The following is a 26,014-nucleotide window of genomic DNA, read 5'->3' as shown; positions in this document are numbered from 1 at the left end:
GCGCATCACACCTCCCTGGTGCCCCCTCCCTCTCCGTGATGCCCGTCGCGGAGCGTGATCCACCCTGTACGCGGGGCACGCGGGCCCCGGATTTCACTCGTCGGGCCGAGCATCGCCCGCGTCGCCCGCGCCGTGCGCCGCACCCCCGCCGCCCGCGCTCTCCTCGCCGTCCGTGAGGTGCAGGCGCAGCAGGCGGGCCGCGCAGTGGTCCAGCCAGCGCGCGTCGGCCTCCGCATGGCAGATCCGCTGCTCCAGGACCAGCAGCCGGGCCATCTCCTCCGGGCACTCGGGGCCCCGCGCCAGCACCTCGGCCCGCTGCCGTACGTAGTCCTGCAGCGCCTCGGACACGTGCCGGCGCTGTACGTCGACGACCTCGCGCACGTCGACGCCGGACGCCGTGATCGCCAGCGCCAGCTTCACGGGGCGCTCGTCGCAGGGCGGCCCGGTGCGCCGGGCGGGCCGTACGTACCAGTCCCGCAGCTCAGCGCGGCCCGCATCGGTCAGCGCGTAGACCACCCGTCCGGCCGCGTCCACGCCCTGGCGGGCGACCAGGCCGTCCCGCTCCAGCGCGCCGAGCGCGGTGCGCACCCGGCCGGGGTCCAGCGGCCAGGCCGCGCCCAGGCGCGCCTCGAACTCGGCGGGGAGCGAGGAGCCCGGACGGGGGCCGGGCTCCAGGAGCGCGAGCAGCCCGTGACGTGTCGACATACCCGGATTGTGCAGCGGATTCGGCCCGGCGGACGAACCCGGAATGCCGGACTGCTCCGGTGATGTGAGGGTGGTGCCACGGCACCGCCGCCGTACGGCACCGCGCCGCGCCGCACCGCCGCCGTACGGCATCGCCGCCCCGCCGAACCACCGTGAGGGGGTCCCCGAAGTGACCGCACGGCCACGCGCCGCACTGCGCGCGACAGGACTGCTGATAGCGATCGGGGCCGCCGCTCTGCCGTGCGGCGGCACGTCCGCGTACGGGGCCGTGGGCGCCGTGGGCCCGATGCGCGGGGCCGCGAGGCCGCCGGTGTCCGCGTACGGGACCGCGGCGAAGCCGCCCGAGTCCACCTCCGCGCCCGTGGACGCCTCTCCGTCGCCCTCCGCCTCCGCGTCGGTCTCGGCGCCCGGTACTCCCCCCGCGTCCCCGGCCGCCGCCTCCCACCCGGCCGGCAAGTCCTCCGTCCGGCCGCCTCGTCCGGCCGCCCCCTCGGCCGCCACGGCCTCCGCACCGTCTTCCCCCAGGGCCTCCGCACCCCAGCGCCCGTCCCGGCCCGTCGCCGAGGCGGCACGGGACGACGACCGGGCGGAGGAGGTACGGCACCGGCCGGGACGGGCGCACGGCCGGGGCGGGGAGGGCGACGGGGCGCCGCGGGGGCCGGGCCACGGCCGCGACGAGGTCGCCGGGGGTCCGGGCCGCTCGCCGACGGCCACCGTCCCGCAGTCGCCCGCGGCGGCCACCCCGTCGATGTCCCCGTCCCCCGACGCGCGCCTGCCCGATCCGGACGCGCGGCCCGAGACCGCGAACGGGCACCCGCTGCAACTCCTGCCCATCGGCAGCGGCCTGGTCCTCATCGGCCTCGGCCTGGGACTGGCCTTCATCGCCCTGCGCCTGCGCAGAAGCTGAGGCCGCGGCCGCCGGCCCGCCGCGTCAGGGATCGGGCCGCCGTGGGACGGGCTTGGACCGCCGGGGGACGGGACTCGGGGCCGCCGGGGACGGGACTCGGGGTCGCGGCGGGGCGGGACTCGGGGCCGCCGCTGGAGGGGGCGCACGCCGTCTCCCCGGGCGGGGACCGTCGCGGCCCCCGGCCGGGCGGAGGCCACCCGGGCGGGGGCCGATCCCCCGACGGCGTCCGGTCAGGACGTCACCAGCAGCACCTTTCCGATGTGGCCGCTCTCCTCCACGACCCGCTGGGCGGCGGCCGCCTCGCTCAGCGGCACCTCCCGGTCGACCACCGGCCGGACGTGCCCGTCGGCGATCAGCGGCCACACATGCTCGCGCACGGCCGCCACGATGGCCGCCTTCTCGCCGAGCGGGCGGCCCCGCAGCGAGGTCGCGCTGATCGCGGCCCGCTTGCCGAGCAGGGCGCCGATGTTCAGCTCGCCCTTGGCGCCGCCCTGCAGCCCGATGATCGCCAGCCGTCCGTTGACGGCGAGGGCCCGGACGTTGCGGTCCAGGTACTTGGCGCCCATGTTGTCCAGGATGACGTCGGCACCGGCCCCGTCCGTGGCCCGGCGGATCTCCTCCACGAAGTCCTGCTCGCGGTAGTTGATCAGGATGTCGGCGCCCAGCTCGGCGCACTGGTCCAGCTTCTCCTTGGTGCCGGCGGTGACGGCGACCCGCGCACCGGCCGCCTTGGCGAGCTGGATCGCCATGGTGCCGATGCCGCTGGAGCCGCCGTGCACCAGCAGGGTCTCGGCGGGGCGGAGGTGGGCGACCATGAAGACGTTGGACCACACGGTGCACACCACCTCGGGCAGCGCCGCCGCCTGCCTCAGGTCCACGCCCTCGGGCACGGGCAGCAGTTGGCCGGACGGTACGGCCACCTTCTCGGCGTAGCCGCCGCCCGCGAGCAGCGCGCACACCTCGTCGCCGACCGCCCAGCCGGACACGCCGGGGCCGAGCGCGGCGATCCGCCCCGAGCACTCCAGGCCGGGGTACGGGGAGGCGCCGGGCGGCGGCTGGTAGTTGCCCTGCCGCTGGAGGATGTCGGCCCGGTTGACGGCGCTGGCCACCACCTCGACCAGCACCTCTCCCTCGCCGGGCACGGGATCGGGCACCTCGTCCCACACCAACGCCTCGGGACCGCCGGGTTCGGGAATCGTGATCGCATGCATGAGGCCGACGCTACTCCTGCGCGCCGCTGATCCGGCGTCAGTCCTGGGGCAACGGGCGGAGGTGAGGAGTGACCTTGGTGTCCGGCGTGGCGCGGACGATGGTGATGAGGCGGTCCGTCAGCTCCAGGGTGGCGGCGGCCGGGTCGTCGTAGCCGAGGACCCGGTGTCCGCGCACCACGCTCACCACCAGGTCGTCGGTCTCGCGCGGGCTCTTGCCCACCTCGGCCTTTATGACCGGACGCTCTATCAGGTCCAGTCCGCTGCCCTGCTGGATCAGGTCCTCCATGACCATGCCGGCCGCCGGGCTGAGCACGGACAGCCCCAGCAGCCGCCCGGCCGCGCTGGCGCTGGTGATCACCGCGTCGGCGCCGGACTGCTTCAGCAGAGGGGCGTTCTCCTCCTCCCGCACCGCCGCGACGATCTTCGCCCCGCGGTTCAGCTGCCGGGCCGTCAGCGTCACCAGGACGGCCGTGTCGTCCCGCTGGGTCGCGATGATGATCTGCCGGGCGCGCTGCACCTCGGCCCGTGTCAGCACCTCGCTGCGGGTCGCGTCGCCGACCACCCCGGCATAGCCCTCCGCCGTGGCCGCGTCGATCGCCTTGCCGCTGGGGTCGACCACCACGACCTGCTGCTTCTTCAGTCCCGTCGCGATGACGGTCTGGATCGCCGACCTCCCCTTCGTGCCGAAACCGACGACGACGGTGTGATCGCGCAAGGTGGACCTCCAGCGGCTCAGACGCCATTCCTCACGGGTGCGTTCGGTGAGGACTTCCAGGGTGGTGCCGACGAGGATGATCAGGAACAGCACCCTCAGCGGCGTGATGACGAGGATGTTGGTGAGCCGCGCGCTGTCGCTGACGGGGGTGATGTCGCCGTATCCGGTGGTGGACAGGGTCACCGTCGAGTAGTAGGCCGCGTCGAGGAAGTCGACGGTGCTGTCGGCGTTGTCGTGGTAGCCCTCGTGGTCGGCGTAGACGATCAGCACCGTCGCGACCAGCACCAGCAGCGCCATGGCCAGCCGCTTGCCGACCTGGCGTATCGGGCGCTCCACCAGTTTTCTCGGGAGTTTCACCCGATGGGTCACGAGGTGTTCGTCCGCCTGGCGGGCGATCGCGTCCTGGCCCGGAAGTTTCACGTGAAACACACTCCGATTCCGGCGGCGGCCCAGGGCAGATCGAGCAGTTCGGCCTCCTGCCCGGCACGGGCGCCGCCCGGCGGTACGACGGCGAGGGCGTCGGCCGCCGCGACACCGCGCAGCATGGCGGGGCCGTTGTAGCGCAGCGGGACCGCGTGATCGCCGCGCAGCACCACGGGCACGAGCCGGGTGTCGTACGGATGCCCGTGCACAGCCCCCTGCAACGGCAGCGCGTACGGCTCCGGGGCCGGACGCGCGGCCAGGGTACGCAGCAGCGGCTCGGCCAGTGTGAGCAGGCCCGAGACGGCCGCGAGGGGGTTGCCGGGCAGACCGACGAGATGCTGGTCCGGCCGGAGGCGGGCCAGCAGCATGGGGTGGCCGGGGCGCACCTTGACGCCCTCGACCAGCAGTTCGGCGCCGATCCGGCGCAGGACGGGCTGCACATGGTCGACGGGCCCGGCCGCCGTGCCGCCGGTGGTCACGATCAGATCGGCCTCGGAGCGGACGACGGCCCGGTGCAGGGCGTTGGCGTCGTCGCCGATCCGGCGCACCGTGGTGACCTCGGCGCCGAGCGCCCGCAGCCACGGGGGCAGCATCGGGCCGAGCGCGTCCCGGATCCGGCCGTCCTGCGGAAGCCCCTCGGTGAGCAGTTCGTCGCCGAGCACCAGGACGTCCACCCGGGGGCGCGGGACCGTGGTGAGCGTGTCGTATCCGGCGGCGGCGGCGAGACCCAGCACCGCCGGGGTGACCAGGGTGCCGGCCGGCAGCAACTGCTCGCCGCCCCGGCACTCCTGGCCGCGTGGGCGGATGTCCTGGCCGTGCCCGACCTCCCGGGTGGGGTGCAGCCGGCCCTGCGCGTCGATCCGGCCGTGCTCGCTGCGCAGTACGGCCGTGGTGTCCTGCGGGATGCGCGCGCCGGTGGCGATCCGCACCGCCTCGCCGTCGGTGAGCGGCTCGGGCCGCGCGTGCCCGGCCAGCGCGCCCTCGTCGCGCACGTCCCAGGGGCCGGGGCCGGAGACCGCCCAGCCGTCCATCGCCGAGGCGTCGAAGGAGGGCAGGTCGGTGAGGGCGGCGAGGGGTTCGGCCAGGACCAGGCCGAGGGCGGCGTCCAGGGGGAGCGAGACGGGCGCCCGGCGGGCGCCGGCCCCGGGGGCGCGGACGCCGCGCGCGGTGCGGGCGGCGATCTCGCGGGCCTGGGGCCAGGGGGTGGCCCGGTGGTGGGCGTCCTCGCTGTGCGGGGAGTCGGCGCCGGACGGCCCGTGGCCGCCGTGGTGACCCTCGTAGGGGCCGTCGCCGGGGGCGTGGCCCGTGCCGTAGCCGTGGTCGTCGTCGGGTGCGCGGCCGCCGCCGGGGCGGTGCCCGTTGTCCTCCTTCACCAGGGCCAGGGCCTCTTCGACGTCGAGGTCCTCGGTGTCCCCTCCGGCGCCGACGCCGCGGGCGGTCATTCCGCGTCCGGCCGGGTGTCGGGCGTGGCGTCGGGGGCCACGTCGGGCTCGGCCGCGGTCTCCTCGTCCGCCCAGCGCAGGGCGAGCGCGGCGGCCTTGCGGGCGGCCTCGGCGACTGCTTCGGGGCCGCCCCCGGCCCGGGCCGCCGCGTAGCCGACGAGGAACGTGGTCAGCGGGGCCGCCGGCCGGGCCACGCCGTGGGCGGCGTCACGGGCCAGGTCGAGCAGGACGCCGGTGTCGACGTCCAGGTCGATGCCCAGCTCGTCCTTGACTGCGGAAATCCATTCATCCAGCACGTGCCCATGCTCCCTGATGCGTGCCCTGGCGGAGGCGATGTCGTCCCAGGTGTCGCAGTCGAACGACGCGATGTGGCCGGGGACGCGGACGAGATCGAGCGCGGCGGTCAGCCGCCGCAGCGGGAGGCCGGCGAGGGTGCTGCGGTGCCTGGCGGGGGCGGCGGGGGCCTCGCCTGCGGGGGCCGCCGCGCCTGGTGGGATGTGTGTGCCCGGTGGAGTGCGCGTGCCGGGTGCTCCGGAGGAGGCCGGGGTGCCGTGCGCGGCGGCTGAGTCACCGGGTGCGGTCGCGACGTCGTGGGTGGGCGTGGTGGTGAGCGAGGTCAGGACGCGGTGCAGCGCGGCCGTGCGGTAGGCCGCCACCAGCGGCTGGTCGCGGCCCTCGGCGTCGATGAGCAGGGCGCCGTCGGCGTCGCCCGCGCGCAGGGCGGCCAGCAGATCGCCGACGGTGGCCGGTTCGAGGAACGGCAGGTCGGCGGAGAGGACGACGACGTGCTCGGCGGTGGTGTGGCGCAGCCCCGCCTCCAGCGCGGCGAGCGGACCGCCGCCGGGCGGCTCCTCGCGCGCCCACCGCACGGGCCGGGCGGTGGGCCTCGGGTCGGCCACGACGACGGTGGTGCGGGCGTCGGCGCACGCGCCGAGCACGCGGTCGAGCAGGGCCCGGCCGCCGACCCGTACGCCGGGCTTGTCCGCCCCGCCCAGTCGCCGGGCCGCGCCCCCGGCGAGCACGACGGCGTCGTAGACCGGCGGTCGGCGGCCCGAGGTACCTGAGGTACCTGAGGTGCCTGAGGTGCCGGAGGTACCGGGGGACGCGTGGGCGGTCACCCCACGAGTATGCGACCCGCCCGCGCGCGCCGGGCACGCGGGCGGGACCGCGCGCTCACAAGGTGCGCAACAGCACCGCCGGCTGCTCGACGCAGTCGGCGACGTACCGCAGGAAGCCGCCCGCCGTGCCGCCGTCGCACACCCGGTGGTCGAAGGTCAGCGACAGCTGGACGACCTGCCGCACCGCCAGCTCGCCCTCGTGCACCCACGGCTTGGGGACGATGCGGCCGACGCCGAGCATCGCGGCCTCGGGGTGGTTGATGATCGGGGTGGAGCCGTCGACGCCGAACACCCCGTAGTTGTTCAACGTGAAGGTGCCGCCGGTGAGTTCCCCCGGCGTGAGCGTTCCGGCCCGGGCCGCCTCGGTCAGCCGCGCGAACTCGGCCGTCAGCGACTCGGCGTCCCGCGCGTGCGCGTCCCGGACGACCGGGACGACGAGCCCGCGCTCGGTCTGCGCGGCGAAGCCCAGGTGGACGTGGTCGAGCCGGACGATCTCCCTGGCCTCCAGGTCCACCCGGGAGTTCAGCTCCGGGTGGCGGGCGAGCGCGGCCGTGCAGATCCGGGCCAGCAGCGCGAGCAGGGAGACCTTCGGACCGCCGGCCGCGTTCATCGCCGCCCGGGCGCGCATCAGTTCCGTCGCGTCGGCGTCCACCCAGCAGGTGGCGTCGGGGATCTCGCGGCGGCTGCGGGACAGCTTGTCCGCGACCGCCCCCCGCACGCCCTTGAGGGGCACGCGGGTGCCGTCGGTCACGTGAGCGGACGACGGCGACGGGGACGACGGGACGGGAGCAGGCGCCGTCTCGGTGCGCGTCGCGCCGCGCTCGATGGCGTTCTCGACGTCCGCGCGCAGGATCAGCCCCTCGGGTCCGGAGCCCGGCAGCCGTCGCAGGTCCACGCCGTTGTCCCGGGCGAGCCGGCGCACGAGCGGGGAGATGACGGGCACGGGGCCTTCCTCGGACGCCCGCCCGGCCACCGCCGTGGCGCGCGCGCCGGACGCGACGGCGACACCGTCCGCGCCCCGCGTGCCGCCCCCGGCCCGCACACCGTCCGCGCGGCCCGTACCGTCCGCGCCCCGCACGCCGCCCGTGCCGTCCACGGCCCCCGCACCCCGCCCCGCACCGGGCGCGGCAGAAGCGGGAGAGGCGGCAGAAGCGGGGAAGGCGGTGGGCGCGGAGGGCGCGGTCGGCGGCCGTACCCGGCGCCGCCGGGCCGGGGGCGCGCCCGTGCCGTAGCCGACCAGGACGTTCCCGGAGCCGGAGCCGTCGGCGCCGTCCTCGGCGGGCGAACCGGACGGTTCGCCGACCGCGACCGTCAGCAGCGGGGCGCCGACCGGCAGTTCGGTCCCCTCCTCGCCGAAGCGGGCCGTGACCACGCCGCCGTAGGGGCAGGGCACCTCGACCATCGCCTTGGCCGTCTCGACCTCGACGACCGGCTGGTCGACGGCGACCACGTCGCCCACCTCGACCAGCCAGCGGACGATCTCCGCCTCGGTGAGCCCCTCCCCGAGGTCGGGCAGCTTGAACTCCAGCACCTGCGCCATCAGCTCTCGGCCTCCCACTGCAGACGCGCCACGGCGTCCAGGATCCGGTCGACGCCGGGCAGGTGGTGCCGCTCCAGCATCGGCGGCGGGTAGGGGACGTCGAACCCGGCCACGCGCAGCACCGGCGCCTCCAGGTGGTGGAAGCAGCGCTCGGTGATCCGCGCGGCGATCTCGCCGCCCGGCCCGCCGAACCCGTTCGACTCGTGCACGACGACGGCGCGCCCGGTGCGCCGTACCGACGCGCACACCGTCTCGTCGTCGAACGGCACCAGCGAGCGCAGATCGACGACCTCCAGGTCCCAGCCCTCGGCCCGGGCCGCCTCGGCGGCTTCGAGGCAGACGGGCACGGACGGGCCGTAGGTGATCAGCGTGGCGCTGCGGCCGGTGCGTCGCACCACCGCGCGGCCGATCGGCTCCACGGCCGGCGGGTCGTCGGGGTTCCAGGAGTCCTTCGACCAGTACAGCCGCTTGGGTTCGAGGAAGACGACCGGGTCGTCGGAGGCGATGGCGGCGCGCAGCAGCCCGTAGGCGTCGGCGACGGTGGCGGGCGTGACGACATGGAGCCCCGGAGTCGCCATGTAGTACGCCTCGGAGGAGTCGCTGTGGTGCTCGACGCCGCCGATGCCGCCGCCGTAGGGGATGCGGACGGTGATCGGCAGGGGCATCTTGCCGCGGGTGCGGTTGCGCATCTTGGCCACATGGCTGGCGAGCTGTTCGAACGCCGGGTAGGCGAAGGCGTCGAACTGCATCTCGACCACCGGGCGCAGCCCGTACATCGCCATGCCGACGGCGGTGCCGAGGATGCCGGCCTCGGCCAGTGGCGTGTCGGTGCAGCGGTCCTCGCCGAACTCCTTGGCGAGGCCGTCGGTGACGCGGAAGACGCCGCCGAGGGTGCCGACGTCCTCGCCCATGACGTGCACGGACGGGTCGGCGGCCAGCGCGTCGCGCAGGGCGCGCGTGAGGGCCTGGGCCATGGTGGCCGGTTTGAGGGCGACGGTGGTCATCGGGCCGCGCCCTCCTCGGCCTCGGCCGCCAGCTCGGCCCGCAGCAGCTCCTGCTGTTCGCGCAGCTGGCCGGTGGGTTCGGCGTAGACGTGGGCGAAGAGGTCCATGGGGTCGAGCGCCGGGTCCTGGTTCATCCGCTCGCGCAGCCGCGCGGCCATCGCCTCGGCGTCCTCGCGGACGGCCGCCACGGCGTCCTCGTCGAGCAGTCCGCGTCCGGTCAGCTCCCGCTCCAGCAGCCGCACCGGGTCGTGGGCGCGCCAGGTCTCGACCTCGGCGTCGCCGCGGTAGCGGGTGGCGTCGTCGGCGTTGGTGTGGGCGTCGATGCGGTACGTCACCGCCTCGATCAGGGTGGGGCCGCCGCCCGCGCGCGCGTGCCGTACGGCGTCGGTCAGCACCTCGTGGACGGCGGCGGCGTCGTTGCCGTCGACCAGGCGGCCCGGCATGCCGTACCCGACGGCCTTGTGGGCCAGGGAGGGCGCGGCGGTCTGCTTGGCGAGCGGGACGGAGATCGCGAAGCCGTTGTTCTGCACGAGGAAGACGACCGGGGCCTGCCAGACGGCGGCGAAGTTCAGCGCCTCGTGGAAGTCCCCCTCGCTGGTGCCGCCGTCGCCGACCATCGCCAGCGCGACCACGTCGTCGCCCTTGAGGCGGGCGGCATGCGCGAGGCCGACGGCGTGCGGCAACTGGGTGGCGAGCGGGGTGGACAGGGGCGCGACCCGGTGCTCGTAGGGGTCGTAGCCGGTGTGCCAGTCGCCGCGCAGCAGGGTGAGGGCCTGGACGGGGTCCACGCCGCGGGCCACCGCGGCCAGCGTGTCGCGGTAGCTGGGGAAGAGCCAGTCGCGGTCCTCCAGGGCGAGCGCGGCGGCGACCTCGCAGGCCTCCTGGCCGGTGCTGGAGGGGTACACGGCGAGCCGGCCCTGCTTGGTGAGGGCGGTCGCCTGCGTGTTGTACCGGCGGCCGAGCACCAGCTGCCCGTACAGACGGCGCAGCAGCTCCGGGTCGGCCTTCGCGGCCGCCTCCGTCCCCAGGACGCGGTAGGGCTCCGCGTCGGGCAGCAGCGGCGCGGGGTCGGTTCGGGGCTGCCAGGCGGGCGGCGGCGATGGCCGGTACGCACCCCGCTGCTCCATGACCGTCATGACGGGCACCTCCTCGTGGGAGCGGCTACGGGAGGCGCGTCGACTGTGACCCGCCTCACCTACCGATTGTTCGGTCGCCGACGCATTTTGGCTACAGGCGGCCCCAGGCTGTGGACAAACGGTTCTCCACAGCATGGGATGGACGCAGTACGTCCATGGCGAAGAGGCGGGGGGACATGGCACCTGAACAAATGGCCGACGGACCGGACGGCGCCGCCCTGCCGCCGCCGCGCCCGCTGGACGCCATCGACCAGGACATCCTGCGCATGCTCCAGGCCGACGGCCGCGCCTCGATACGGTCGGTCGCCGAGCGGACCCATGTCTCGCGCGCCAACGCCTACGCCCGGATCAACCGCCTCATCGAGGACGGCGTCATCCGCGGCTTCGGCGCGCGCGTCGACCACGAACGCGCGGGGCAGGGCACCTCGGCGTACATCACGCTGAAGATCGTGCAGAACTCCTGGCGCACGGTGCGCGAGCAGCTGCGCCTGCTCCCCGGCGCCTCCCACATCGCCCTGGTGGGCGGCGACTTCGACGTGCTGCTGCTCGTGCACACGCCGGACAACCGGGCGCTGCGCGAGGTGGTGCTCACCCGGCTCCAGGCGATCCCCGAGGTGCTCAGCACGCGCACGCTGCTGGTCTTCGAGGAGGAGGACCTGGAGCCTCAGGGGTGAGCCGGCCGCTCAGGCCTCCTTGCGCAGGCCGCCGAAGACCAGCCGGACGACCGCGTCGCGCACTTCCCGCTCGCTCGACCCGCGCCCGTCGGGCCGGTACCACTCCACGATCGAGTTGATCATCCCGAAGACGAGCCGGGTCGCGAGCCGCACCTCCACGTCGTCGCGCACATCGCCCTCGGCGGCGGCCGCCCGCAGCAGTTCGGCCACCTTGTGGTCGAACTCGCGGCGCCGCTCCAGCGCCCACCGCTCCGTCGCGGTGTTGCCGCGCACCCGCAGCAGCAGCGTCACGTACGGCAGTTCGGCGATGAGCACCTCGACCATGCGCCGCACGACGTACTCCAGGCGCGCGGCGGCGGGACCCACGCACGCGTGCTCCTCGTCCAGGATGCCGAAGAGCCCGTCCAGCGCGCGGCTGACCGCGCGGCGCAGCAACTCCTCCTTGCCGGAGACATGGTGGTAGATGGACGACTTGGAGATGCCGGCCGCCTTGGACAGGTGCTCCATGGAGGTGCCGTCGTAGCCGCGCTCGTTGAAGACCCGCACGGCCACGGAGAGCAGCGTCTCCGGGGTGTACGTGTCGCGCCTGGCGGTGGTCATGAGGCGCCCTCCCGCTTCTCGCCCGCGTACGCGTGCCGGTACAGCGCGAGGGACGGGGCGTAGCGCCCCGAGGGGTCGCGCAGGTGCAGGTCGTCCAGCAGGTCGTAGGCCCAGGAACGGCCGAGCCTGCGGCTCCATTCGAACGGGCCGAGGGGGTAGTTGACGCCGAGGCGCATCGCGGTGTCGATGTCCTCCTCGGTGGCCACCCCCTTGGCGACGGCGTCGTGCGCCAGGTCGACGATGCGGGCGACCGTGCGGGCGACGATCATGCCGGGGACGTCACCGATGACGCTGACGTCCTTGCCGAGCGCCTGGAACAGGCCGATGGCCTCCGCCAGCGTCTGCGGGGCGGTGTCCTGGGAGGCGGACAGGGCGATCCGGGTGGCCCGGCGGTAGTCGAGGGCCAGGTCGAAGTAGACGACGTCGCGGAACTCCACGGAGGTCTGCCCGTCGGCGAGGACCAGCTGGCCGCCGCTCGGCAGCACCAGGCGCGTGCCGTGGTCCTCGTCCTCCTCGCGGACGGCGATGCCGGCCTCGCGGATCAGCGCGATCACCTCGGACGCCGGGCCGAGGTCGCCCTCGACGACGACGTAGGCGGGCGGCTGCTCCTTCTCGGCGGTGTGCGGCTCGGGACGCTCGGCGCCGTCGCCGTAGTCGTACCAGCCGTGGCCGCTCTTGCGGCCGAGCCGGCCGGACTCGACCAGCCGCCGCTGGGCGAGCGAGGGCGTGAAGCGCACGTCCTGGAAGAAGGACTGCCACACGGAGTGCGTGACGGACTCGTTGACGTCCTGCCCGATCAGGTCGGTCAGCTCGAAGGCGCCCATCCGGAACCCGCCGCACTCGCGCAGGACCGCGTCGATGGTGGCGGGGTCGGCGGCCTGCGACTCCAGGACGGCGAACGCCTCGGCGTAGAAGGGGCGGGCGATGCGGTTGACGATGAAGCCGGGGGTGTCGGCGCAGGCGACCGGCGTCTTGCCCCAGGCGCGGGCCGTCTCGTACGCGCGCGTGGCCGACGTGACGTCGGTGGCGAACCCGGAGACGACCTCGACCAGCGGCAGCAGCGGGGCCGGGTTGAAGAAGTGCAGGCCGACGAAGCGGCCGGGGTTGCGCAGCGCGCCGCCGATGGCGGTCACCGACAGGGAGGAGGTGTTGGTGGCGAGCAGGCAGTCGTCGGCGACGATGCCCTCCAGTTCCGTGAACAGTTCCCGCTTGACGTCCAGCCGCTCCAGGACGGCCTCGACGACCAGGGCGCAGTCGGCGAGTTCGGCGAGGCTGTCGGCGGGCCGGAGCCGGGCGCGGGCCGCGTCCCGGCCGGCGGCGGTGAGGCGGTCCTTCTCGACGAGCCGGTCGAGCCGGGCGCCGATCGCGGCGGCCGCCTGGCCGGCCCGCCCGGGCACGGCGTCGTACAGGCGTACGGGGTGGCCCGCGACCAGCGCGACCTGGGCTATGCCCTGGCCCATGGTGCCGGTGCCGACGACGGCCACCGGGCTGCTGAGGTCGAGTGCTGTCATGAGCGCGATCCTCCCGCACGGGGTTTTCCACAGATGCGGCGGACCCCCTGGCCCGACTTTTCCACAGATGCGGCCGACCCCCTTGTCCCGACCGATCGTTCGGTTACTCTAACTCTGACCGGCTGTCGCCGCCCATGTTTCCGCCAGGCCATGAGCTCTAAGAGGAGCTCTCGAGACAAGGAGTTGGTCCCGCATGGCCACCGCCGCACCGACCGCGCACGAGCTCATCGCCCGGCACCGGCCCACGCTCGACCAGGCGCTGGAAGCGATCCGCACCCGCGCGTACTGGTCCCCCCACCCCGAGCACCCCAAGGCCTACGGGGAGCACGGCAGCCTGGACGCGGCCGCGGGCAAGGCCGCCTTCGACGCCCTGCTCGGCACCCGCCTCGACCTCGGCCAGCCCGGCACGGACGACTGGGTCGGCGGCGAGGTCTCGCCCTACGGCATCGAGCTGGGCGTGACCTACCCGCACGCCGACCTCGACGTGCTGCTGCCCGCCATGAAGGCCGGACAGCCGGCCTGGCGGGACGCCGGCCCCGAGGCGCGGGCCGCGGTGTGCCTGGAGATCCTCAAGCGGATCAGCGACCGGACGCACGAGTTCGCGCACGCCGTCATGCACACCTCCGGCCAGGCCTTCATGATGGCGTTCCAGGCCGGCGGCCCGCACGCGCAGGACCGGGGCCTGGAAGCGGTGGCGTACGCGTACGCGGAGCAGGTCCGCGTCCCCGGGACGGCCGAGTGGTCCAAGCCGCAGGGCAAGCGCGACCCGCTCACCCTCACCAAGCGCTTCACCGCCGTCCCCCGGGGCATCGCCCTGGTCATCGGCTGCAACACCTTCCCGACGTGGAACGGCTACCCGGGCCTGTTCGCCTCCCTGGCCACCGGCAACGCCGTCCTGGTCAAGCCGCACCCGCGCGCGGTGCTGCCGCTCGCGCTCACCGTGCGGGCGGCCCGCGAGGTGCTCGCCGAGGCCGGTCACGACCCGAACCTGGTGGCGCTGGCCGCCGAGCGGCCGGGCGAGGGCATCGCCAAGACCCTGGCCACCCGCCCCGAGATCCGGATCGTCGACTACACCGGCTCGACCGCCTTCGGCGACTGGCTGGAGGCCAACGCCCGCCAGGCGCGGGTCTACACCGAGAAGGCCGGCGTCAACACGGTCGTCGTCGAGTCGACCGGCGACTACAAGGGCATGCTCGCCAACCTGGCGTTCTCGCTGTCCCTCTACAGCGGCCAGATGTGCACCACCCCGCAGAACCTGCTGATCCCCCGCGACGGCATCCGCACCGACCAGGGCCACAAGTCCTTCGACGAGGTCACCGCCGACCTCGCCCAGGCCGTCGACGGCCTGCTCGGCGACGACGCGCGCGCGAACGCCCTGCTCGGCGCGATCGTCAACCCGGACGTCAAGGCCCGTCTGGAGGCCGCGGCGGCCCTCGGCGAGGTCGCCCTCGCCTCCCGCGAGGTCGCCCACCCGGACTTCCCCGACGCGGTCGTCCGCACCCCGGTCGTCGTGAAGCTGGACGGCGCCAAGCCCGACGCCGAGGCCGCCTACATGAGCGAGTGCTTCGGCCCGGTCTCCTTCGCCGTCGCGGTCGACTCCGCGGCCGACGCGGTGGAGCTGCTGCGCCGCACCGTCCGCGAGAAGGGCGCGATGACGGTGGCCGCCTACACGACGGACGAGCAGGTCGAGCGGGCCGTGGAGGAGGTCTGCCTGGAGGAGGCCGCCCAGCTGTCGCTGAACCTCACCGGCGGGGTGTACGTCAACCAGACGGCCGCCTTCTCCGACTTCCACGGCTCGGGCGGCAACCCGGCGGCCAACGCGGCCCTGTGCGACGGGGCGTTCGTGGCCGACCGGTTCCGCGTGGTGGAGGTCCGCCGGGAGGCCTGACCGCTCAGGACGCGGGCGCGCCCCCGGTGAGACTCCAGTGGTACAGCGTCATGGCCACGCTGGTGGCCAGGTTGTAGCTGGAGACCTGGGGGCGCATCGGCAGCGCCACCAGGTGGGCGGTCCGCTCCCGCAGTGCGGCGGAGAGCCCGCTGCGCTCGGAGCCGAAGGCGAGCACGGCGTCGTCGGGCAGCTTCAGCCCGCGGATGTCCTCGCCCTCCGGGTCGAGCGCGAACAGCGGCCCGTCCGGCAGCTCCGCCACGGACAGGCGCTCCACGGTGGTCGCGAAGTGCAGTCCCGCCCCTCCGCGCACCACCGTCGGATGCCAGGGATCGAGGGTGCCCGTGGTGACCACCCCGGTCACTCCGAAACCGGCGGCCAGGCGGATCACCGCGCCCGCGTTGCCGAGGTTGCGGGGCTGGTCCAGGACGACGACCGGGGCGCTGCGGGGCGTGTGCGCCAGCGCCCTGAGCCCCGCCTCGCGGGAGGGCCGCACGGCGAGCGCGGCCACGGCGGTGGGGTGCGGGCGCGGCACCAGCGAGGCGTAGACGTCCGGCTCCACCTCGGTCAGCAGCGCGTCCAGGGCGTCCCGTACGTCCGGGGCCAGCTCGTCGGCGAGGGCGAGCGCGGTCCGCCGGTCGACGGCGACCGCCACCGGCACCTCGGCGCCGAAGCGCACCGCGTGCTTGAGGGCGTGGAAGCCGTCGAGCAGCACGGAGGTGCCGGCGAGCCGGTGCCAGTCGCGCAGGGGATCGGTCATGCCGGGAAGCCTACGCGGGCCGGCTCACCGTCCTCCGGGGAGCGGGACTCCGGTACGGGGCGGGCGGGCCACCACGGCAGGCGCGCACGCGCGCGTACCGCCAGATCGCCCAGCCGCAGCAGGAAGGAGGTCGGCAGGAAGACCGCGTCCGTCGCGATCATCGCCAGCGAGAAGAACGGCAGCCCCAGCACCACGGCGATCACCGCGTGCTCGGTCATCATGGCCACCAGCAGGACGTTCTTGACCCGCCGGTTGAACAGGGTGAACGGGAAGGCGACCTGCACGATCACCGTCCCGTACGTCACCAGCATCACCATCACGGCGCTGCCGGCCAGCAGATCGGCCAGGGCCGGCCAGGGCGAGAAGTAGTCCAGGTGGAGCGGGTAGTACACGGCGGTGCCGTCCTGCCAGCGCGAACCTTGGATCTTGTACCAGCCGGCCGTCGCGTAGATCAGGCACGCCTCGGCGGCGATCACGAACAGGGCGCCGTTGTGCAGGACGTCGGCGACGACGTCGGCCAGGATCCGTGGCCCCGCCGCCTCCGCGTACCGCCCGACCAGCCAGTACAGGCCCTGCGCGAGCCACACCGCCCACAGCAGCACGGGGACGAACCACTCGCCCTCCGGCCGGCCCGTCGCCGTGATCACGGCCAGGGCCAGGCCGAGCACGCTCCACAGGACGGGGCCCGTCCGGTCGGGCAGCTGTTCGCCGCGCGCGTGCGCCGCCCGGGCCCGCGCGGCCCGGCGGGCGTCCAGCGACCACACCCGGCCGCAGCGGGTGAAGACCAGGTAGACCGCCATGAGGTGGAGGACGTTGTCACCGCCGTCGCCCACGAAGACGCTGCGGTTCTGCAGCGAGAGCACGCCGACCAGGAAGAGCACCGACATCGTGCGGGTGCGCCAGCCCAGCAACAGCAGCAGGCTCGACAGCGCGGCCAGCGCGTAGACCGTCTCGAACCAGAACTCGCCCCGGAACCACAGCAGGGCCGTGAAGGCGCCGTTGTCGGCGACCAGCTGGTGGGCGAGGTCCCAGCTCCACGGGCCGTCGGGTCCGTACAGCTCCCGGCGGTGCGGCAGCTCGCGCAGCAGGAACAGCAGCCAGGTCGCCGAGAAGCCGATGCGTATGACGGCCGACTGGTAGGGGGCGAGCGCCGTCTCGGTGACCCGGGCGACGCCCCGCGAGACGGCGAGGGCGGCGCCGCTCACCGCACACCTCCCCGCGCTTCGCCGTCCGGGACGGTCCACCAGGGCAGCAGGCGGTACTCGGGCGCGGTCGACACGTTCTCCTCGCTCCACTCGGGAGAGGGCACGTTGGTGGTGCGGACGCGGATCTGGACGCGCTGGAGGACGCCGCCCCGCCCGGCCGCGTCGTCGCGGCCGAGACGCAGGACGACGATGCGGCGCAGGTACTGCTCGGCCAGCGCGCCGCGCAGCCCCGTGGAGCGGTTCTCGCCGTCGTGCGTGGAGGAGTAGAAGTCGAAGGCGCGGCGCAGCTCGTTCTGCTGGGTGTGGCTGGGCAGCGGGTTGCCGTCGATGGCCCGGCCGTCCTCGGCGGACAGGTCGAACCAGTTGGTGGTCCGGTAGCCGCCGTCCGCCGTGCGGGTCTCGGCGCGCACCTGGACGCCGATGTTCTGCTGGAGCGGGTTCGGCGCGAACAGCTTCCAGTTCTGCTCGAACTCCGGGTAGATCCATTCGTCGACGGCCTTGCCGTGCTGCTTCGTCACCGTGTTCGAGGGCGCGACGTACAGGAACACCATGCCCAGGTGCACACAGGCGGCCACCGCGACGACGGCGAGCGCCAGCGCGGCGCCGATCTGGTACGGGAGGGAGAGCGCGGCGAGACCGCTGGGAGTGGCGGTGTCCTGGCCGGGGGCGGCCCGGCCGGAGGCACCCTGCTCGGGCGAGGCCTCGGAGCGGGGCGCCGGTACGGAGCCGGCCTCGACGTCGGGAGCGGCCTCGGGGTGCGGGGCAGGCTCGGGGTGCGGGGCAGGCTCGGGGTGCGGGGCGGCTTCCGGGTGCGGCGCGGCCTCGGTCTCGGGAGCGGCCTCCGGGCGCGGGGCGGGCTCGGCGTTGGAAGCGGCCTCCGAATGTGGGCCCGTCTCGGGACGCGGGGCGGCCTCGGAGCGCGGGCTCGGCACGGAGGCGCCTCCGGCGGGTTCCGCGTCCCGCTCAGCGGCCGGGGCCGACGGCGCGGCAGCCTCCGCGTCCCCCTGGGTCCCACGGGGCTCCTCGGCGCGGTCGGGCCCGTACCGCCCGCCCGGGCCCGTCGAGCCCCTCTCGTACGCGTCCATTCCGCCCGCTTCCCGTTCCCGGTCCGTCTTCCCGCCCGCGGCCACCCGGGGGCCGCGGGGTGTGGGCGGCGCACCACCCGCACCGCCCGCGTGCACCGTTCTCGGGCGTCGCACGGAACGGTACTCACGCCCGGCCGCCGGGCACAGTCCCGCTTCACGAGGCCGTCCGGCCGCGACAGCGATTCGTACCGCTCTGGGTCCGTTCACCCGCACGGCGCACAGGAACGGCGCCGTCCGAGGAGCCGCCCACCGCCGGGCCGCGGCCGTCCACCGCGCCAGTCCGAGCCGCCTGCGGCCCGTGGCCCACGGCCCGCGAACGGCGACCGGCGAGCCGCCCGCCGGAGCCCGCCAGAGCCCGGCGGCAGCCGCCCCCGCGAGTTGTCCACAGGACCCGCCCGCGGTTTTCCACAGCGGTTGACACCCTACGGCGGCGGGCCGCACCATGGAATCGCCCGAACCGAACGATCGGTCGGGAGACATGGACAAGGCGAGGTCAAGGGGGATCGCATGGCGACAGCAGCCGCACACCGGACAGCCGGCGCCCCGGCGTACGGCGCACCGGACGCCGGCCCGGAGGGCGACATCCGGCAGCGCGCGTTCGACGCCGCGGTGGCCGCCGACGAGCGCATCGAGCCGCGGGACTGGATGCCCGAGGCCTACCGCGCGACGCTGGTCCGGCAGATCGCCCAGCACGCCCACTCCGAGATCATCGGCATGCAGCCGGAGGCGAACTGGATCACGCGCGCGCCCTCGCTGCGCCGCAAGGCCATCCTCATGGCCAAGGTCCAGGACGAGGCCGGCCACGGCCTGTACCTGTACAGCGCGGCCGAGACCCTCGGCGTCAGCCGGGAGGAACTGCTCGACAAGCTGCACAGCGGCCGGCAGAAGTACTCCTCGATCTTCAACTACCCCACGCTGACCTGGGCCGACGTCGGCGCGATCGGCTGGCTGGTGGACGGCGCCGCGATCACCAACCAGGTCCCCCTGTGCCGTTGCTCCTACGGTCCGTACGCGCGGGCGATGGTCCGCGTCTGCAAGGAGGAGTCCTTCCACCAGCGCCAGGGGTACGAGCTGCTGCTCGCCCTGAGCCGGGGCACGCCCGAGCAGCACGCGATGGCGCAGGACGCGGTGGACCGCTGGTGGTGGCCGTCGCTGATGATGTTCGGCCCGCCCGACGACGCCTCCCAGCACTCCGCGCAGTCGATGGCCTGGAAGATCAAGCGCCATTCGAACGACGAGCTGCGCCAGCGCTTCGTCGACATCTGCGTCCCGCAGGCCGAGTCCCTCGGCCTCACCCTGCCCGACCCGGACCTCAGGTGGAACGAGGAGCGCGGTCACCACGACTTCGGCGCCATCGACTGGACCGAGTTCTGGGACGTCCTCAAGGGCAACGGCCCGTGCAACGAACAGCGGCTGACCCAGCGCCGCCGGGCGCACGACGAAGGCGCGTGGGTACGGGAGGCGGCCGCCGCCCACGCCGCCAGGCACAACGGCAAGAACAATGGTCCGACGGGAGTGGAGCAGGCATGACCGACACCGACTGGCCCCTGTGGGAGGTCTTCGTCCGCTCCCGGCGCGGGCTGTCCCACACCCACGCCGGCAGCCTGCACGCCCCGGACGCCGAACTGGCCCTGCGCAACGCGCGCGACCTGTACACGCGGCGCGGCGAGGGCGTCTCGATCTGGGTGGTGCCCTCCGCGGCGATCACCGCCTCCTCCCCGGACGAGAAGGACCCCTTCTTCGAGCCGGCCGCCGACAAGCCCTACCGCCACCCGACCTTCTACGAGATCCCGGAAGGGGTGAAGCACCTGTGACGACGACCCTGCCCACGACCGCCGCCCTCGCCCTCGGCGACGACGCCCTGGTGCTCTCCCACCGCCTGGGGGAATGGGCGGGCCACGCGCCCGTGCTGGAGGAGGAGGTCGCCCTCGCCAACATCGCCCTCGACCTGCTCGGACAGGCCCGGGTCCTGCTGTCGATGGCCGGGGACGAGGACGAACTGGCCTATCTGCGCGAGGAGCGCGCCTTCACCAACCTCCAGCTGGTCGAACAGCCCAACGGCGACTTCGCGCACACCATCGCCCGCCAGCTCTACTTCTCCACCTACCAGCACCTGCTGTACGGGCAACTGGCCGACTCGGACAGTGAGTTCGCGCCGCTGGCGGGCAAGGCGGTCAAGGAGGTCGCCTACCACCGCGACCACGCCGAGCAGTGGACGCTGCGGCTCGGCGACGGCACCGACGTCAGCCACGAGCGCATGCGCCGGGCCTGCGAGGCGCTGTGGCGGTTCACCGGCGAGATGTTCCAGCCGGTGGCGGGCCTGGACGTCGACTGGTCCGGTATGGAGGCGGCCTGGCTGGAGTCCGTGGGGGACGTACTGCGCCGGGCCACCCTCGCCCTGCCCGAGGGGCCGCGGACCGGGGCGTGGTCGGCGGGCGCCGGCCGGCAGGGCCTGCACACCGAGCCGTTCGGGCGGATGCTCGCCGAGATGCAGCATCTGCACCGCAGCCACCCGGGGGCGTCATGGTGACCGCGACGACCCCGCTGGAGGCGGAGCTGCTGAGGCTGGCCGGCTCGGTGCCCGACCCCGAACTGCCCGTGCTCACCCTGGCGGAGCTGGGCGTGGTCCGCGCGGTCCGCCTGCGCGGCGGGGACGCGGTCGAGGTCGAGCTGACCCCCACCTACACCGGCTGCCCGGCGGTCGAGGCGATGGCGCTGGACATAGAGCGGGTACTGCGCGAGCACGGCATGCGGGAGGTCGCCGTGCGCACGGTGCTCTCGCCCGCCTGGTCCACGGACGACATCACCGCCGAAGGCCGCCGCAAGCTGCGGGAGTTCGGCATAGCTCCCCCACGGGTGCGCACGGAGGGCGAGCCGGTTCCGCTGGAACTGGGCCCGACCCGGACCCGGCGGACGGAGACCGGTCCCGTGCGCTGCCCGCACTGCGGCTCGGCCGACACCGAACTGCTCAGCCGGTTCTCCTCCACCGCGTGCAAGGCGCTGCGGCGCTGTCTGGACTGCCGCGAACCCTTCGACCACTTCAAGGAGGTGTGATGGCCCGCTTCCACCCGCTGCGCGTGACGGCGGTCGACCGGCTCACCGACGACTCCGTCGCCCTGACCCTCGCGGTGCCGCCCGAGCTGCGCGCGGAGTACCGGCACGCCCCGGGTCAGCACCTCACCCTGCGGCGCGTGGTCGACGGGGTCGACGTCCGGCGGACGTACTCGATCTGCTCGCCGGCTCCGGACCCCGACGGCGAGGGGCCTCGGACGCTGCGGGTCGGGGTGCGGCTGGTGGAGGGCGGCGCCTTCTCGACGTACGCGTTCAAGGAGATCAACGTCGGTGACGAGCTGGAGGTGATGACTCCGGCGGGCCGTTTCACGCTGCAGCCCGCGCCGGGTCTGTACGCCGCGGTCGTCGGCGGCAGCGGCATCACGCCGGTGCTGTCCATCGCCGCCACCCTGCTCGCCCGGGAGCCGTCGGCCCGGTTCTGCCTGATACGCAGCGACCGCACGACCGCCTCGACGATGTTCCTGGAGGAGGTCGCCGACCTGAAGGACCGCTATCCGCAGCGGTTCCAGCTGGTGACGGTGCTCTCCCGGGAGGAGCAGCAGGCGGGGCTGCCGTCGGGGCGGCTCGGCCGGGAGCGGCTGACGGAGCTGCTGCCGGCGCTGCTGCCCGTGGCCCAGGTGACGGGATGGTTCCTGTGCGGGCCCTACGGGCTGGTGCAGGGGGCCGAGCGGGCGCTGCGCGGGCTCGGGGTGGACAGGACGCGCGTCCACCAGGAGATCTTCCACGTCGCCGAGGGTGCCGGGACCGAGCCGGTGGCCGCCGCCCCCGCGCACAGCACGGTGACGGTCCGGCTCGACGGCCGCGGCGGCACCTGGCCGGTCCAGGAGGGGGAGACGCTGCTGGAGACGGTCCTGCGCAACCGCCCCGACGCGCCGTACGCCTGCAAGGGCGGGGTGTGCGGCACCTGCCGGGCGTTCCTCGTGGCGGGCGAGGTGCGGATGGACCGCAACTTCGCGCTGGAACCGGAGGAGACTCAGGCGGGGTACGTGCTGGCCTGCCAGTCCCACCCGGCCACGGAGGCGGTGGAGCTGGACTTCGACCGCTGAACCGCCGGGCGGGGGCGGCCCGCCGGGCCTTCATGGACGGTGCGGCGGAGGCGGCCCGCCGGGCCGTCATGGACGGTGCGGCGGAGGCGGCCCGCCGGGCCGTCATGGACGGTGCGCCACCGCCACCGCCCCCGTCTGCCCGGCGGCGTCCGGGTGGACGCGTGTTCGCCCGGAGTGGTCAGAGGACGTGGCCCGGGCGGCCGTCGTCGGTGATCACGGGGCGGCCGGCGGCGGCCCAGACCTGCATGCCGCCGTCGACGTTCACCGCGTCGATGCCCTGCTGGACCAGGTACATCGTGACCTGCGCCGAGCGGCCGCCGGAGCGGCAGATGACGTGGACGCGGCCGTCCTGGGGAGCGGCCTCGGTCAGTTCGCCGTAGCGGGCCACGAAGTCGCTGATGGGGATGTGCAGCGCCCCCTCGGCGTGGCCGGCCTGCCACTCGTCGTCCTCGCGGACGTCCAGCAGGAAGTCGTCGTCCTTGAGGTCCGTGACCTCGACCGTGGGCACACCAGCTCCGAAATGCATGGCTCCGACGCTACCCGAAAGGACGGGCGGTCCGTGGTGCGGTGGGGTCCGGCCGTCAGCCCTGTTCCCGCAGGGCCGCCAGCTCCGCCTCGCGCGTGGCCACGTCACCGTGCAGCTGCCCGGCGATCTCCTCGAGGAGACGGTCGGGGTCGTCGGGGGCCAGCCGGAGCATCGCGGCGATCGCGCTGTCCTCCAGATGCCCGGCGACGACGGTGAGCATCTCCTTGCGCTGGGACAGCCACTCCAGGCGGGCGTACAGCTCCTCGGCGCGGCTGGGCGCCTGCGCGGCGGGGACGGGGCCGGCGGCCCATTCCTCGGCCAGTTCCCGCAGCTCCTTCTCGTCGCCGCGGGCGTAGGCGGCGTTGACGCGGGTGAGGAACTCCTCGCGCCGTTCGCGCTCGTCCTCCTCCTGCGCCAGGTCGGGGTGGGCCTTGCGGACCAGGTCGCGGTAGAGGCCGCGGGCCTCCTCGCTCGGACGTACCCGCTGCGGGGGGCGTACCGGCTGCTCGGTGAGCATCGCGGCGGCCTCCGGGAAGAGGCCGTCGGAGTCCATCCAGCCGTGCAGCAGTTCCTCGACGCCCGGGATGGGCTGGAGCCTGGCCCGGGCCTCCTGGGCCGTGCGCAGGTCCTCGGGGTCGCCGGTGCGCGCCGCCCTGGCCTCGGCGAGCTGGACGTCCAGCTCCTCGATGCGGGCGTAGAGGGGGCCGAGCCGCTGCTCGTGGAGCCGGGCGAAGTTCTCGACCTCCACCCGGAAGGTCTCCACCGCGATCTCGTACTCGATGAGGGCCTGCTCGGCGGCCCGTACGGCCCGCTCCAGCCGCTCCTCGGGCCGCGCCGCCGTGTCGCCGGACGTCGCCCGGGCCGTTCCGGCGACGTCACCCTGCTCTGCATCCGGGGTCGTCACCCGACCAGCGTAGGCCACGACGGCGCCGCCCCCGCCCGGACCGCCCCGGCCCCTCGCCTCCGCCCGGCGGCAGACGAGCCGCCCCGCCCTGCCGCAGACGCCCCGCCTCAGCGCTGCCGCAGACGCCCCGCCTCAGCTCTGGGGCGGACGCCCCGCCCCCGCCTCCTCCCCGCGGCAGACCTGCCCGCCCCCACGGCAGGCACCCGCGCCCCATGGCGAGCGCCTCGTCCCACGGCGGACGCCCGGACGGGGTCACCCCCGCCCCGCCTCCGCCGCCTCTCCCTCTCGGCTCCCGGCTCTCGCTCCCACTCGCGCTCGCGCTCGCGCTCGCGCCGCAGCCCTACACCCCCATCTCCGCCGCGAGGCGGCCGGAGCGTACCGCTGTGACCAGGTCGGCGTGGTCCGCCTCGGTGCGGTCGGCGTAGGCGACGGCGAACGCGGCGATCGCCTCGTCCAGTTCCTCGTTCTTGCCGCAGTAGCCGGAGATCAGGCGCGGGTCGGCGCTGTGGGCGTGGGCGCGGGCCAGGAGCGCGCCGGTCATCCGGGCGTAGTCGTCGACCTGGTCGGCGGGCAGGGCGGCGGGATCGACGCTGCCCTTGCGGTTGCGGAACTGCCGTACCTGGTAGGGGCGTCCGTCCACCGTCGTCCAGCCGAGCAGGATGTCGCTGACCACCTGCATGCTCTTCTGGCCGAGCACCACGCGCCGCCCCTCGTGCGCCACCTCGGGCGCCGGGAAGCCGGCGCTCGCCAGATGCGGCAGCAGCGCGGACGGCCTGGCCTCCTTGACCTGGAGCACCAGCGGTTCGCCGCGGTGGTCCAGCAGCAGCACGACGTAGGAGCGGGTGCCGACGCTGCCCGTGCCGACCACCCGGAAGGCGACGTCGTGCACCGCGTGCCGGGCCAGCAGCGGAAGGCGGTCCTCGGACAGGGTGGTGAGGTACTGCTCCAGCGAGGCCGCCACCGCCGCGGCCTCCGCGTCCGGTATCCGGCGCAGCACCGGCGGGGCGGGCACGAAGCGGCGGCCGCCGTCCTCGGTCCGCTCGGTGGACTTGGCCGCGAACCGTCCGCTGGTGTTGGCCCGCGCCTTCTCCGAGACGCGTTCCAGGGTGCCGAGCAGGTCGTGGGCGTCGGTGTGGGAGACGAGTTCCTCGTCGGCGATGGCGTTCCAGGCGTCCAGCACCGGGAGCTTGGCCAGCAGCCGCATGGTGCGGCGGTAGGCGCCGACCGCGTCCTGGGCGGCCTCGCGGCAGCGGTCCTCGTCGCAGCCCGCCTCCCGCCCGGCGAGCACCAGCGAGGCGGCGAGCCGCTTCAGGTCCCACTCCCAGGGGCCGTGCACCGTCTCGTCGAAGTCGTTCAGGTCGATCACCAGACCGCCGCGGGCGTCGCCGTAGAGGCCGAAGTTGGCCGCGTGGGCGTCGCCGCACAGCTGGGCGCCGATCCCGGTCATGGGAGTGCGTGCGAGGTCGTACGCCATGAGGCCGGCCGAGCCGCGCAGGAAGGCGAACGGCGTCGCCGCCATCCGGCCGACCCGGATCGGGGTCAGCTCGGGCAGCCGGCCGTGGTTGGACTCCTCGACGGCCGCGACCGCGTCCGGGCGTCCGGAGTCCGCCTCGAACGCGGCGTGCGCGGACCGTGCTACGCGCTCGCGCAGCGCCTTGCCCTCCGCCTTCGGCGAGCCCCCGCCGGGCCACCGCGCGAACCCGGCCACATGCGGCACCCGCCCGCCGCGCCCGGCCGCCGCGGCACCGCCCCCGGCGGCTCCCGCCGACCCGGCCGACTCCGCAGAGCCCGCAGCGGCTTCCGCCGACCGGGCCGCCCCCGCATCGCCCCCAGCGGCTCCCGCCGACCCGGCCGTCCCGGTCCCCCCGGTCGCCCCCGCCGTCACGTCCTGCCCCGCCCTGACCTCGGCCATCTCGACCGTCCTCCCCGACCCGTGCATGTCACGTCAACGCGCCGACCGTACAGCGGCCCACCCGGCGCGTACATCGCCCCCACGCCCCGAACCGCCCCACTCCGCCCGGCTCCGCCGCAGGCACCGCCCCGCGCCCGCAGCCCCCGCGCGCCCCGCCACGGGCACCGCCACCACCCGGCCCGTGCTGCTCCGCCCCGGCCGGGCCAGGACCGCCACGCCGCTTCCGTCCCCCCTGCGCGCCCCGCGCGACACCCGCCCGACCGCCCCGCGCGACGCTCCACCCGACCGCCTCGCACGATCCGCGCATCCACCCCGTCTTGCATAACGCCGGGCAGGGGGCCGAACGGTAGCTGTACCGGGGGCAGTTCGCGCGATTACAGTCGGCCGCGCTCACCACCGGAGCGCGCCCGCCGACACACAACCCGCCCCGCGCGGCGGGCCGCTCCGGCCCCCACGATCACGCCTCCCGCGCGCCTCCCACCCCTACCCGCCCGTCCTGCACGCCCCGCACCGTCATGCAGGCCCCGCACCGTCCTGCACGCCCCGCACCGTCCTGCCCGCCCCGCGCCACACACCCCGCCCTCCGCGTCCCGTCCCACACGCCCCGTCATGCACGCCGCGCCCCACACACCC

The 26,014-nt window shown here is 74.9% G+C and carries 24 protein-coding genes; 8 read left to right on the top strand and 16 right to left on the bottom strand.

What is annotated here, in order from left to right:
• Positions 1-93: 93 nt before the first annotated feature.
• Complete coding sequence (locus K7787_RS17340) at positions 94-705, bottom strand: PadR family transcriptional regulator (protein WP_223002027.1); 612 nt, start codon at positions 703-705, stop codon at positions 94-96.
• Positions 706-874: 169 nt separating this feature from the next.
• Here K7787_RS17340 and K7787_RS17335 point away from each other — a divergent pair, with 169 nt between their 5' ends.
• Entirely contained in the window at positions 875-1,612 is a 738-nt protein-coding gene (locus tag K7787_RS17335; protein ID WP_223002025.1) for a hypothetical protein, read from the top strand.
• A gap of 230 nt (positions 1,613-1,842) precedes the next feature.
• On the opposite strand, the gene K7787_RS17330 is transcribed toward K7787_RS17335, so the two are convergent.
• From K7787_RS17330 to pdhA, 7 genes are read right to left on the bottom strand one after another with little or no spacing between them, the layout of a single operon-like run.
• Entirely contained in the window at positions 1,843-2,823 is a 981-nt protein-coding gene (locus K7787_RS17330) for an NAD(P)H-quinone oxidoreductase (RefSeq protein ID WP_009189640.1), read from the bottom strand.
• 37 nt (positions 2,824-2,860) lie between these two features.
• Positions 2,861-3,958 (bottom strand): potassium channel family protein, encoded by a 1,098-nt coding sequence (locus K7787_RS17325; RefSeq protein ID WP_164387434.1) that lies wholly within the window; start codon positions 3,956-3,958, stop codon positions 2,861-2,863.
• The gene (locus tag K7787_RS17320) at positions 3,955-5,403 is read right to left on the bottom strand and encodes a molybdopterin molybdotransferase MoeA (RefSeq protein ID WP_223002022.1); all 1,449 of its coding nucleotides are present in this window, start codon (positions 5,401-5,403) and stop codon (positions 3,955-3,957) included. The genes K7787_RS17325 and K7787_RS17320 overlap by 4 nt, the downstream gene beginning before the upstream one ends.
• Complete coding sequence (locus K7787_RS17315) at positions 5,400-6,521, bottom strand: NTP transferase domain-containing protein (protein WP_372456652.1); 1,122 nt, start codon at positions 6,519-6,521, stop codon at positions 5,400-5,402. The genes K7787_RS17320 and K7787_RS17315 overlap by 4 nt, the downstream gene beginning before the upstream one ends.
• 55 nt (positions 6,522-6,576) lie before the next feature.
• Positions 6,577-8,061: a dihydrolipoamide acetyltransferase family protein gene (locus tag K7787_RS17310; protein ID WP_223002019.1), complete on the bottom strand. Its 1,485-nt coding sequence runs from the start codon at positions 8,059-8,061 to the stop codon at positions 6,577-6,579.
• A complete protein-coding gene (locus K7787_RS17305) occupies positions 8,061-9,065 on the bottom strand; it encodes an alpha-ketoacid dehydrogenase subunit beta (protein ID WP_009189635.1) in 1,005 nt (334 codons plus the stop codon). The genes K7787_RS17310 and K7787_RS17305 overlap by 1 nt, the downstream gene beginning before the upstream one ends.
• Positions 9,062-10,201 (bottom strand): pyruvate dehydrogenase (acetyl-transferring) E1 component subunit alpha, encoded by a 1,140-nt coding sequence (gene pdhA, locus K7787_RS17300; protein WP_223002017.1) that lies wholly within the window; start codon positions 10,199-10,201, stop codon positions 9,062-9,064. The genes K7787_RS17305 and pdhA overlap by 4 nt, the downstream gene beginning before the upstream one ends.
• Positions 10,202-10,392: 191 nt before the next feature.
• Here pdhA and K7787_RS17295 point away from each other — a divergent pair, with 191 nt between their 5' ends.
• Positions 10,393-10,875, top strand: coding sequence for an Lrp/AsnC family transcriptional regulator (locus tag K7787_RS17295; RefSeq protein WP_043261066.1), 483 nt, complete (start codon positions 10,393-10,395; stop codon positions 10,873-10,875).
• 9 nt (positions 10,876-10,884) lie between these two features.
• On the opposite strand, the gene K7787_RS17290 is transcribed toward K7787_RS17295, so the two are convergent.
• The gene (locus K7787_RS17290; RefSeq protein ID WP_223002015.1) at positions 10,885-11,475 is read right to left on the bottom strand and encodes a TetR/AcrR family transcriptional regulator; all 591 of its coding nucleotides are present in this window, start codon (positions 11,473-11,475) and stop codon (positions 10,885-10,887) included.
• Positions 11,472-12,986 carry a 3-hydroxyacyl-CoA dehydrogenase gene (locus K7787_RS17285; RefSeq protein ID WP_223002013.1) on the bottom strand — a complete coding sequence of 505 codons (1,515 nt, stop codon included), beginning with the start codon at positions 12,984-12,986 and terminating at the stop codon, positions 11,472-11,474. Before K7787_RS17285 ends, K7787_RS17290 begins: the two co-directional genes overlap by 4 nt.
• Positions 12,987-13,179: 193 nt before the next feature.
• Here K7787_RS17285 and paaN point away from each other — a divergent pair, with 193 nt between their 5' ends.
• The gene (paaN, locus tag K7787_RS17280; protein ID WP_164388647.1) at positions 13,180-14,874 is read left to right on the top strand and encodes a phenylacetic acid degradation protein PaaN; all 1,695 of its coding nucleotides are present in this window, start codon (positions 13,180-13,182) and stop codon (positions 14,872-14,874) included.
• 4 nt (positions 14,875-14,878) lie between these two features.
• Here paaN and K7787_RS17275 read toward each other — a convergent pair whose 3' ends face one another.
• From K7787_RS17275 to K7787_RS17265, 3 genes are read right to left on the bottom strand one after another with little or no spacing between them, the layout of a single operon-like run.
• Entirely contained in the window at positions 14,879-15,631 is a 753-nt protein-coding gene (locus tag K7787_RS17275; protein WP_223002011.1) for a TrmH family RNA methyltransferase, read from the bottom strand.
• Complete coding sequence (locus K7787_RS17270) at positions 15,628-16,836, bottom strand: HTTM domain-containing protein (RefSeq protein ID WP_223002009.1); 1,209 nt, start codon at positions 16,834-16,836, stop codon at positions 15,628-15,630. The genes K7787_RS17275 and K7787_RS17270 overlap by 4 nt, the downstream gene beginning before the upstream one ends.
• Positions 16,833-17,768: a DUF5819 family protein gene (locus K7787_RS17265; protein ID WP_223002007.1), complete on the bottom strand. Its 936-nt coding sequence runs from the start codon at positions 17,766-17,768 to the stop codon at positions 16,833-16,835. Before K7787_RS17265 ends, K7787_RS17270 begins: the two co-directional genes overlap by 4 nt.
• 660 nt (positions 17,769-18,428) lie before the next feature.
• Here K7787_RS17265 and paaA point away from each other — a divergent pair.
• Genes paaA through K7787_RS17240 form a run of 5 tightly spaced genes read left to right on the top strand, consistent with a single transcriptional unit; the run spans position 18,429 to position 22,039 of the window.
• The gene (paaA, locus tag K7787_RS17260; protein ID WP_223002005.1) at positions 18,429-19,451 is read left to right on the top strand and encodes a 1,2-phenylacetyl-CoA epoxidase subunit PaaA; all 1,023 of its coding nucleotides are present in this window, start codon (positions 18,429-18,431) and stop codon (positions 19,449-19,451) included.
• A complete protein-coding gene (gene paaB / locus K7787_RS17255; RefSeq protein WP_019981267.1) occupies positions 19,448-19,735 on the top strand; it encodes a 1,2-phenylacetyl-CoA epoxidase subunit PaaB in 288 nt (95 codons plus the stop codon). Before paaA ends, paaB begins: the two co-directional genes overlap by 4 nt.
• On the top strand, positions 19,732-20,451 hold the full coding sequence (paaC, locus tag K7787_RS17250) for a 1,2-phenylacetyl-CoA epoxidase subunit PaaC (protein WP_223002003.1): 720 nt from the start codon (positions 19,732-19,734) through the stop codon (positions 20,449-20,451). Before paaB ends, paaC begins: the two co-directional genes overlap by 4 nt.
• Positions 20,445-20,975: a 1,2-phenylacetyl-CoA epoxidase subunit PaaD gene (gene paaD / locus K7787_RS17245; RefSeq protein WP_223002001.1), complete on the top strand. Its 531-nt coding sequence runs from the start codon at positions 20,445-20,447 to the stop codon at positions 20,973-20,975. Before paaC ends, paaD begins: the two co-directional genes overlap by 7 nt.
• Entirely contained in the window at positions 20,975-22,039 is a 1,065-nt protein-coding gene (locus K7787_RS17240; protein ID WP_164387746.1) for a 2Fe-2S iron-sulfur cluster-binding protein, read from the top strand. Before paaD ends, K7787_RS17240 begins: the two co-directional genes overlap by 1 nt.
• A 178-nt stretch (positions 22,040-22,217) precedes the next feature.
• Here K7787_RS17240 and K7787_RS17235 read toward each other — a convergent pair whose 3' ends face one another.
• The 3 genes from K7787_RS17235 to K7787_RS17225 form a co-directional block, all read right to left on the bottom strand.
• Entirely contained in the window at positions 22,218-22,547 is a 330-nt protein-coding gene (locus K7787_RS17235; RefSeq protein WP_009189622.1) for a rhodanese-like domain-containing protein, read from the bottom strand.
• A gap of 73 nt (positions 22,548-22,620) precedes the next feature.
• Entirely contained in the window at positions 22,621-23,469 is an 849-nt protein-coding gene (locus tag K7787_RS17230) for a hypothetical protein (RefSeq protein ID WP_223001999.1), read from the bottom strand.
• Between the two features lie 340 nt (positions 23,470-23,809).
• Entirely contained in the window at positions 23,810-25,381 is a 1,572-nt protein-coding gene (locus tag K7787_RS17225; protein ID WP_247720996.1) for a DUF2252 domain-containing protein, read from the bottom strand.
• Positions 25,382-26,014: the final 633 nt, after the last annotated feature.

It is taken from the genome of Streptomyces sennicomposti (assembly GCF_019890635.1).
GTDB classification, from domain to species: Bacteria; Actinomycetota; Actinomycetes; order Streptomycetales; family Streptomycetaceae; genus Streptomyces; species Streptomyces sennicomposti.
The sequence above is the reverse complement of the archived record's forward strand: the minus strand, read 5'-3'. Positions and strand labels throughout refer to the sequence as shown.

Excerpts from the sequence above, each read along its gene's own strand:
- paaD (WP_223002001.1), top strand. The coding sequence starts at position 20,445 with ATGGTGACCGCGACGACCCCGCTGGAGGCGGAGCTGCTGAGGCTGGCC.
- paaA (WP_223002005.1), top strand. The coding sequence starts at position 18,429 with ATGGCGACAGCAGCCGCACACCGGACAGCCGGCGCCCCGGCGTACGGC.
- K7787_RS17330 (WP_009189640.1), bottom strand. The coding sequence starts at position 2,823 with ATGCATGCGATCACGATTCCCGAACCCGGCGGTCCCGAGGCGTTGGTG.
- paaB (WP_019981267.1), top strand. The coding sequence starts at position 19,448 with ATGACCGACACCGACTGGCCCCTGTGGGAGGTCTTCGTCCGCTCCCGG.
- K7787_RS17275 (WP_223002011.1), bottom strand. The coding sequence starts at position 15,631 with ATGACCGATCCCCTGCGCGACTGGCACCGGCTCGCCGGCACCTCCGTG.
- K7787_RS17305 (WP_009189635.1), bottom strand. The coding sequence starts at position 9,065 with ATGACCACCGTCGCCCTCAAACCGGCCACCATGGCCCAGGCCCTCACG.
- K7787_RS17320 (WP_223002022.1), bottom strand. The coding sequence starts at position 5,403 with ATGACCGCCCGCGGCGTCGGCGCCGGAGGGGACACCGAGGACCTCGAC.
- paaN (WP_164388647.1), top strand. The coding sequence starts at position 13,180 with ATGGCCACCGCCGCACCGACCGCGCACGAGCTCATCGCCCGGCACCGG.
- K7787_RS17240 (WP_164387746.1), top strand. The coding sequence starts at position 20,975 with ATGGCCCGCTTCCACCCGCTGCGCGTGACGGCGGTCGACCGGCTCACC.
- K7787_RS17285 (WP_223002013.1), bottom strand. The coding sequence starts at position 12,986 with ATGACAGCACTCGACCTCAGCAGCCCGGTGGCCGTCGTCGGCACCGGC.
- K7787_RS17290 (WP_223002015.1), bottom strand. The coding sequence starts at position 11,475 with ATGACCACCGCCAGGCGCGACACGTACACCCCGGAGACGCTGCTCTCC.
- K7787_RS17295 (WP_043261066.1), top strand. The coding sequence starts at position 10,393 with ATGGCCGACGGACCGGACGGCGCCGCCCTGCCGCCGCCGCGCCCGCTG.
- K7787_RS17310 (WP_223002019.1), bottom strand. The coding sequence starts at position 8,061 with ATGGCGCAGGTGCTGGAGTTCAAGCTGCCCGACCTCGGGGAGGGGCTC.
- pdhA (WP_223002017.1), bottom strand. The coding sequence starts at position 10,201 with ATGACGGTCATGGAGCAGCGGGGTGCGTACCGGCCATCGCCGCCGCCC.
- K7787_RS17340 (WP_223002027.1), bottom strand. The coding sequence starts at position 705 with ATGTCGACACGTCACGGGCTGCTCGCGCTCCTGGAGCCCGGCCCCCGT.
- K7787_RS17225 (WP_247720996.1), bottom strand. The coding sequence starts at position 25,381 with ATGGCCGAGGTCAGGGCGGGGCAGGACGTGACGGCGGGGGCGACCGGG.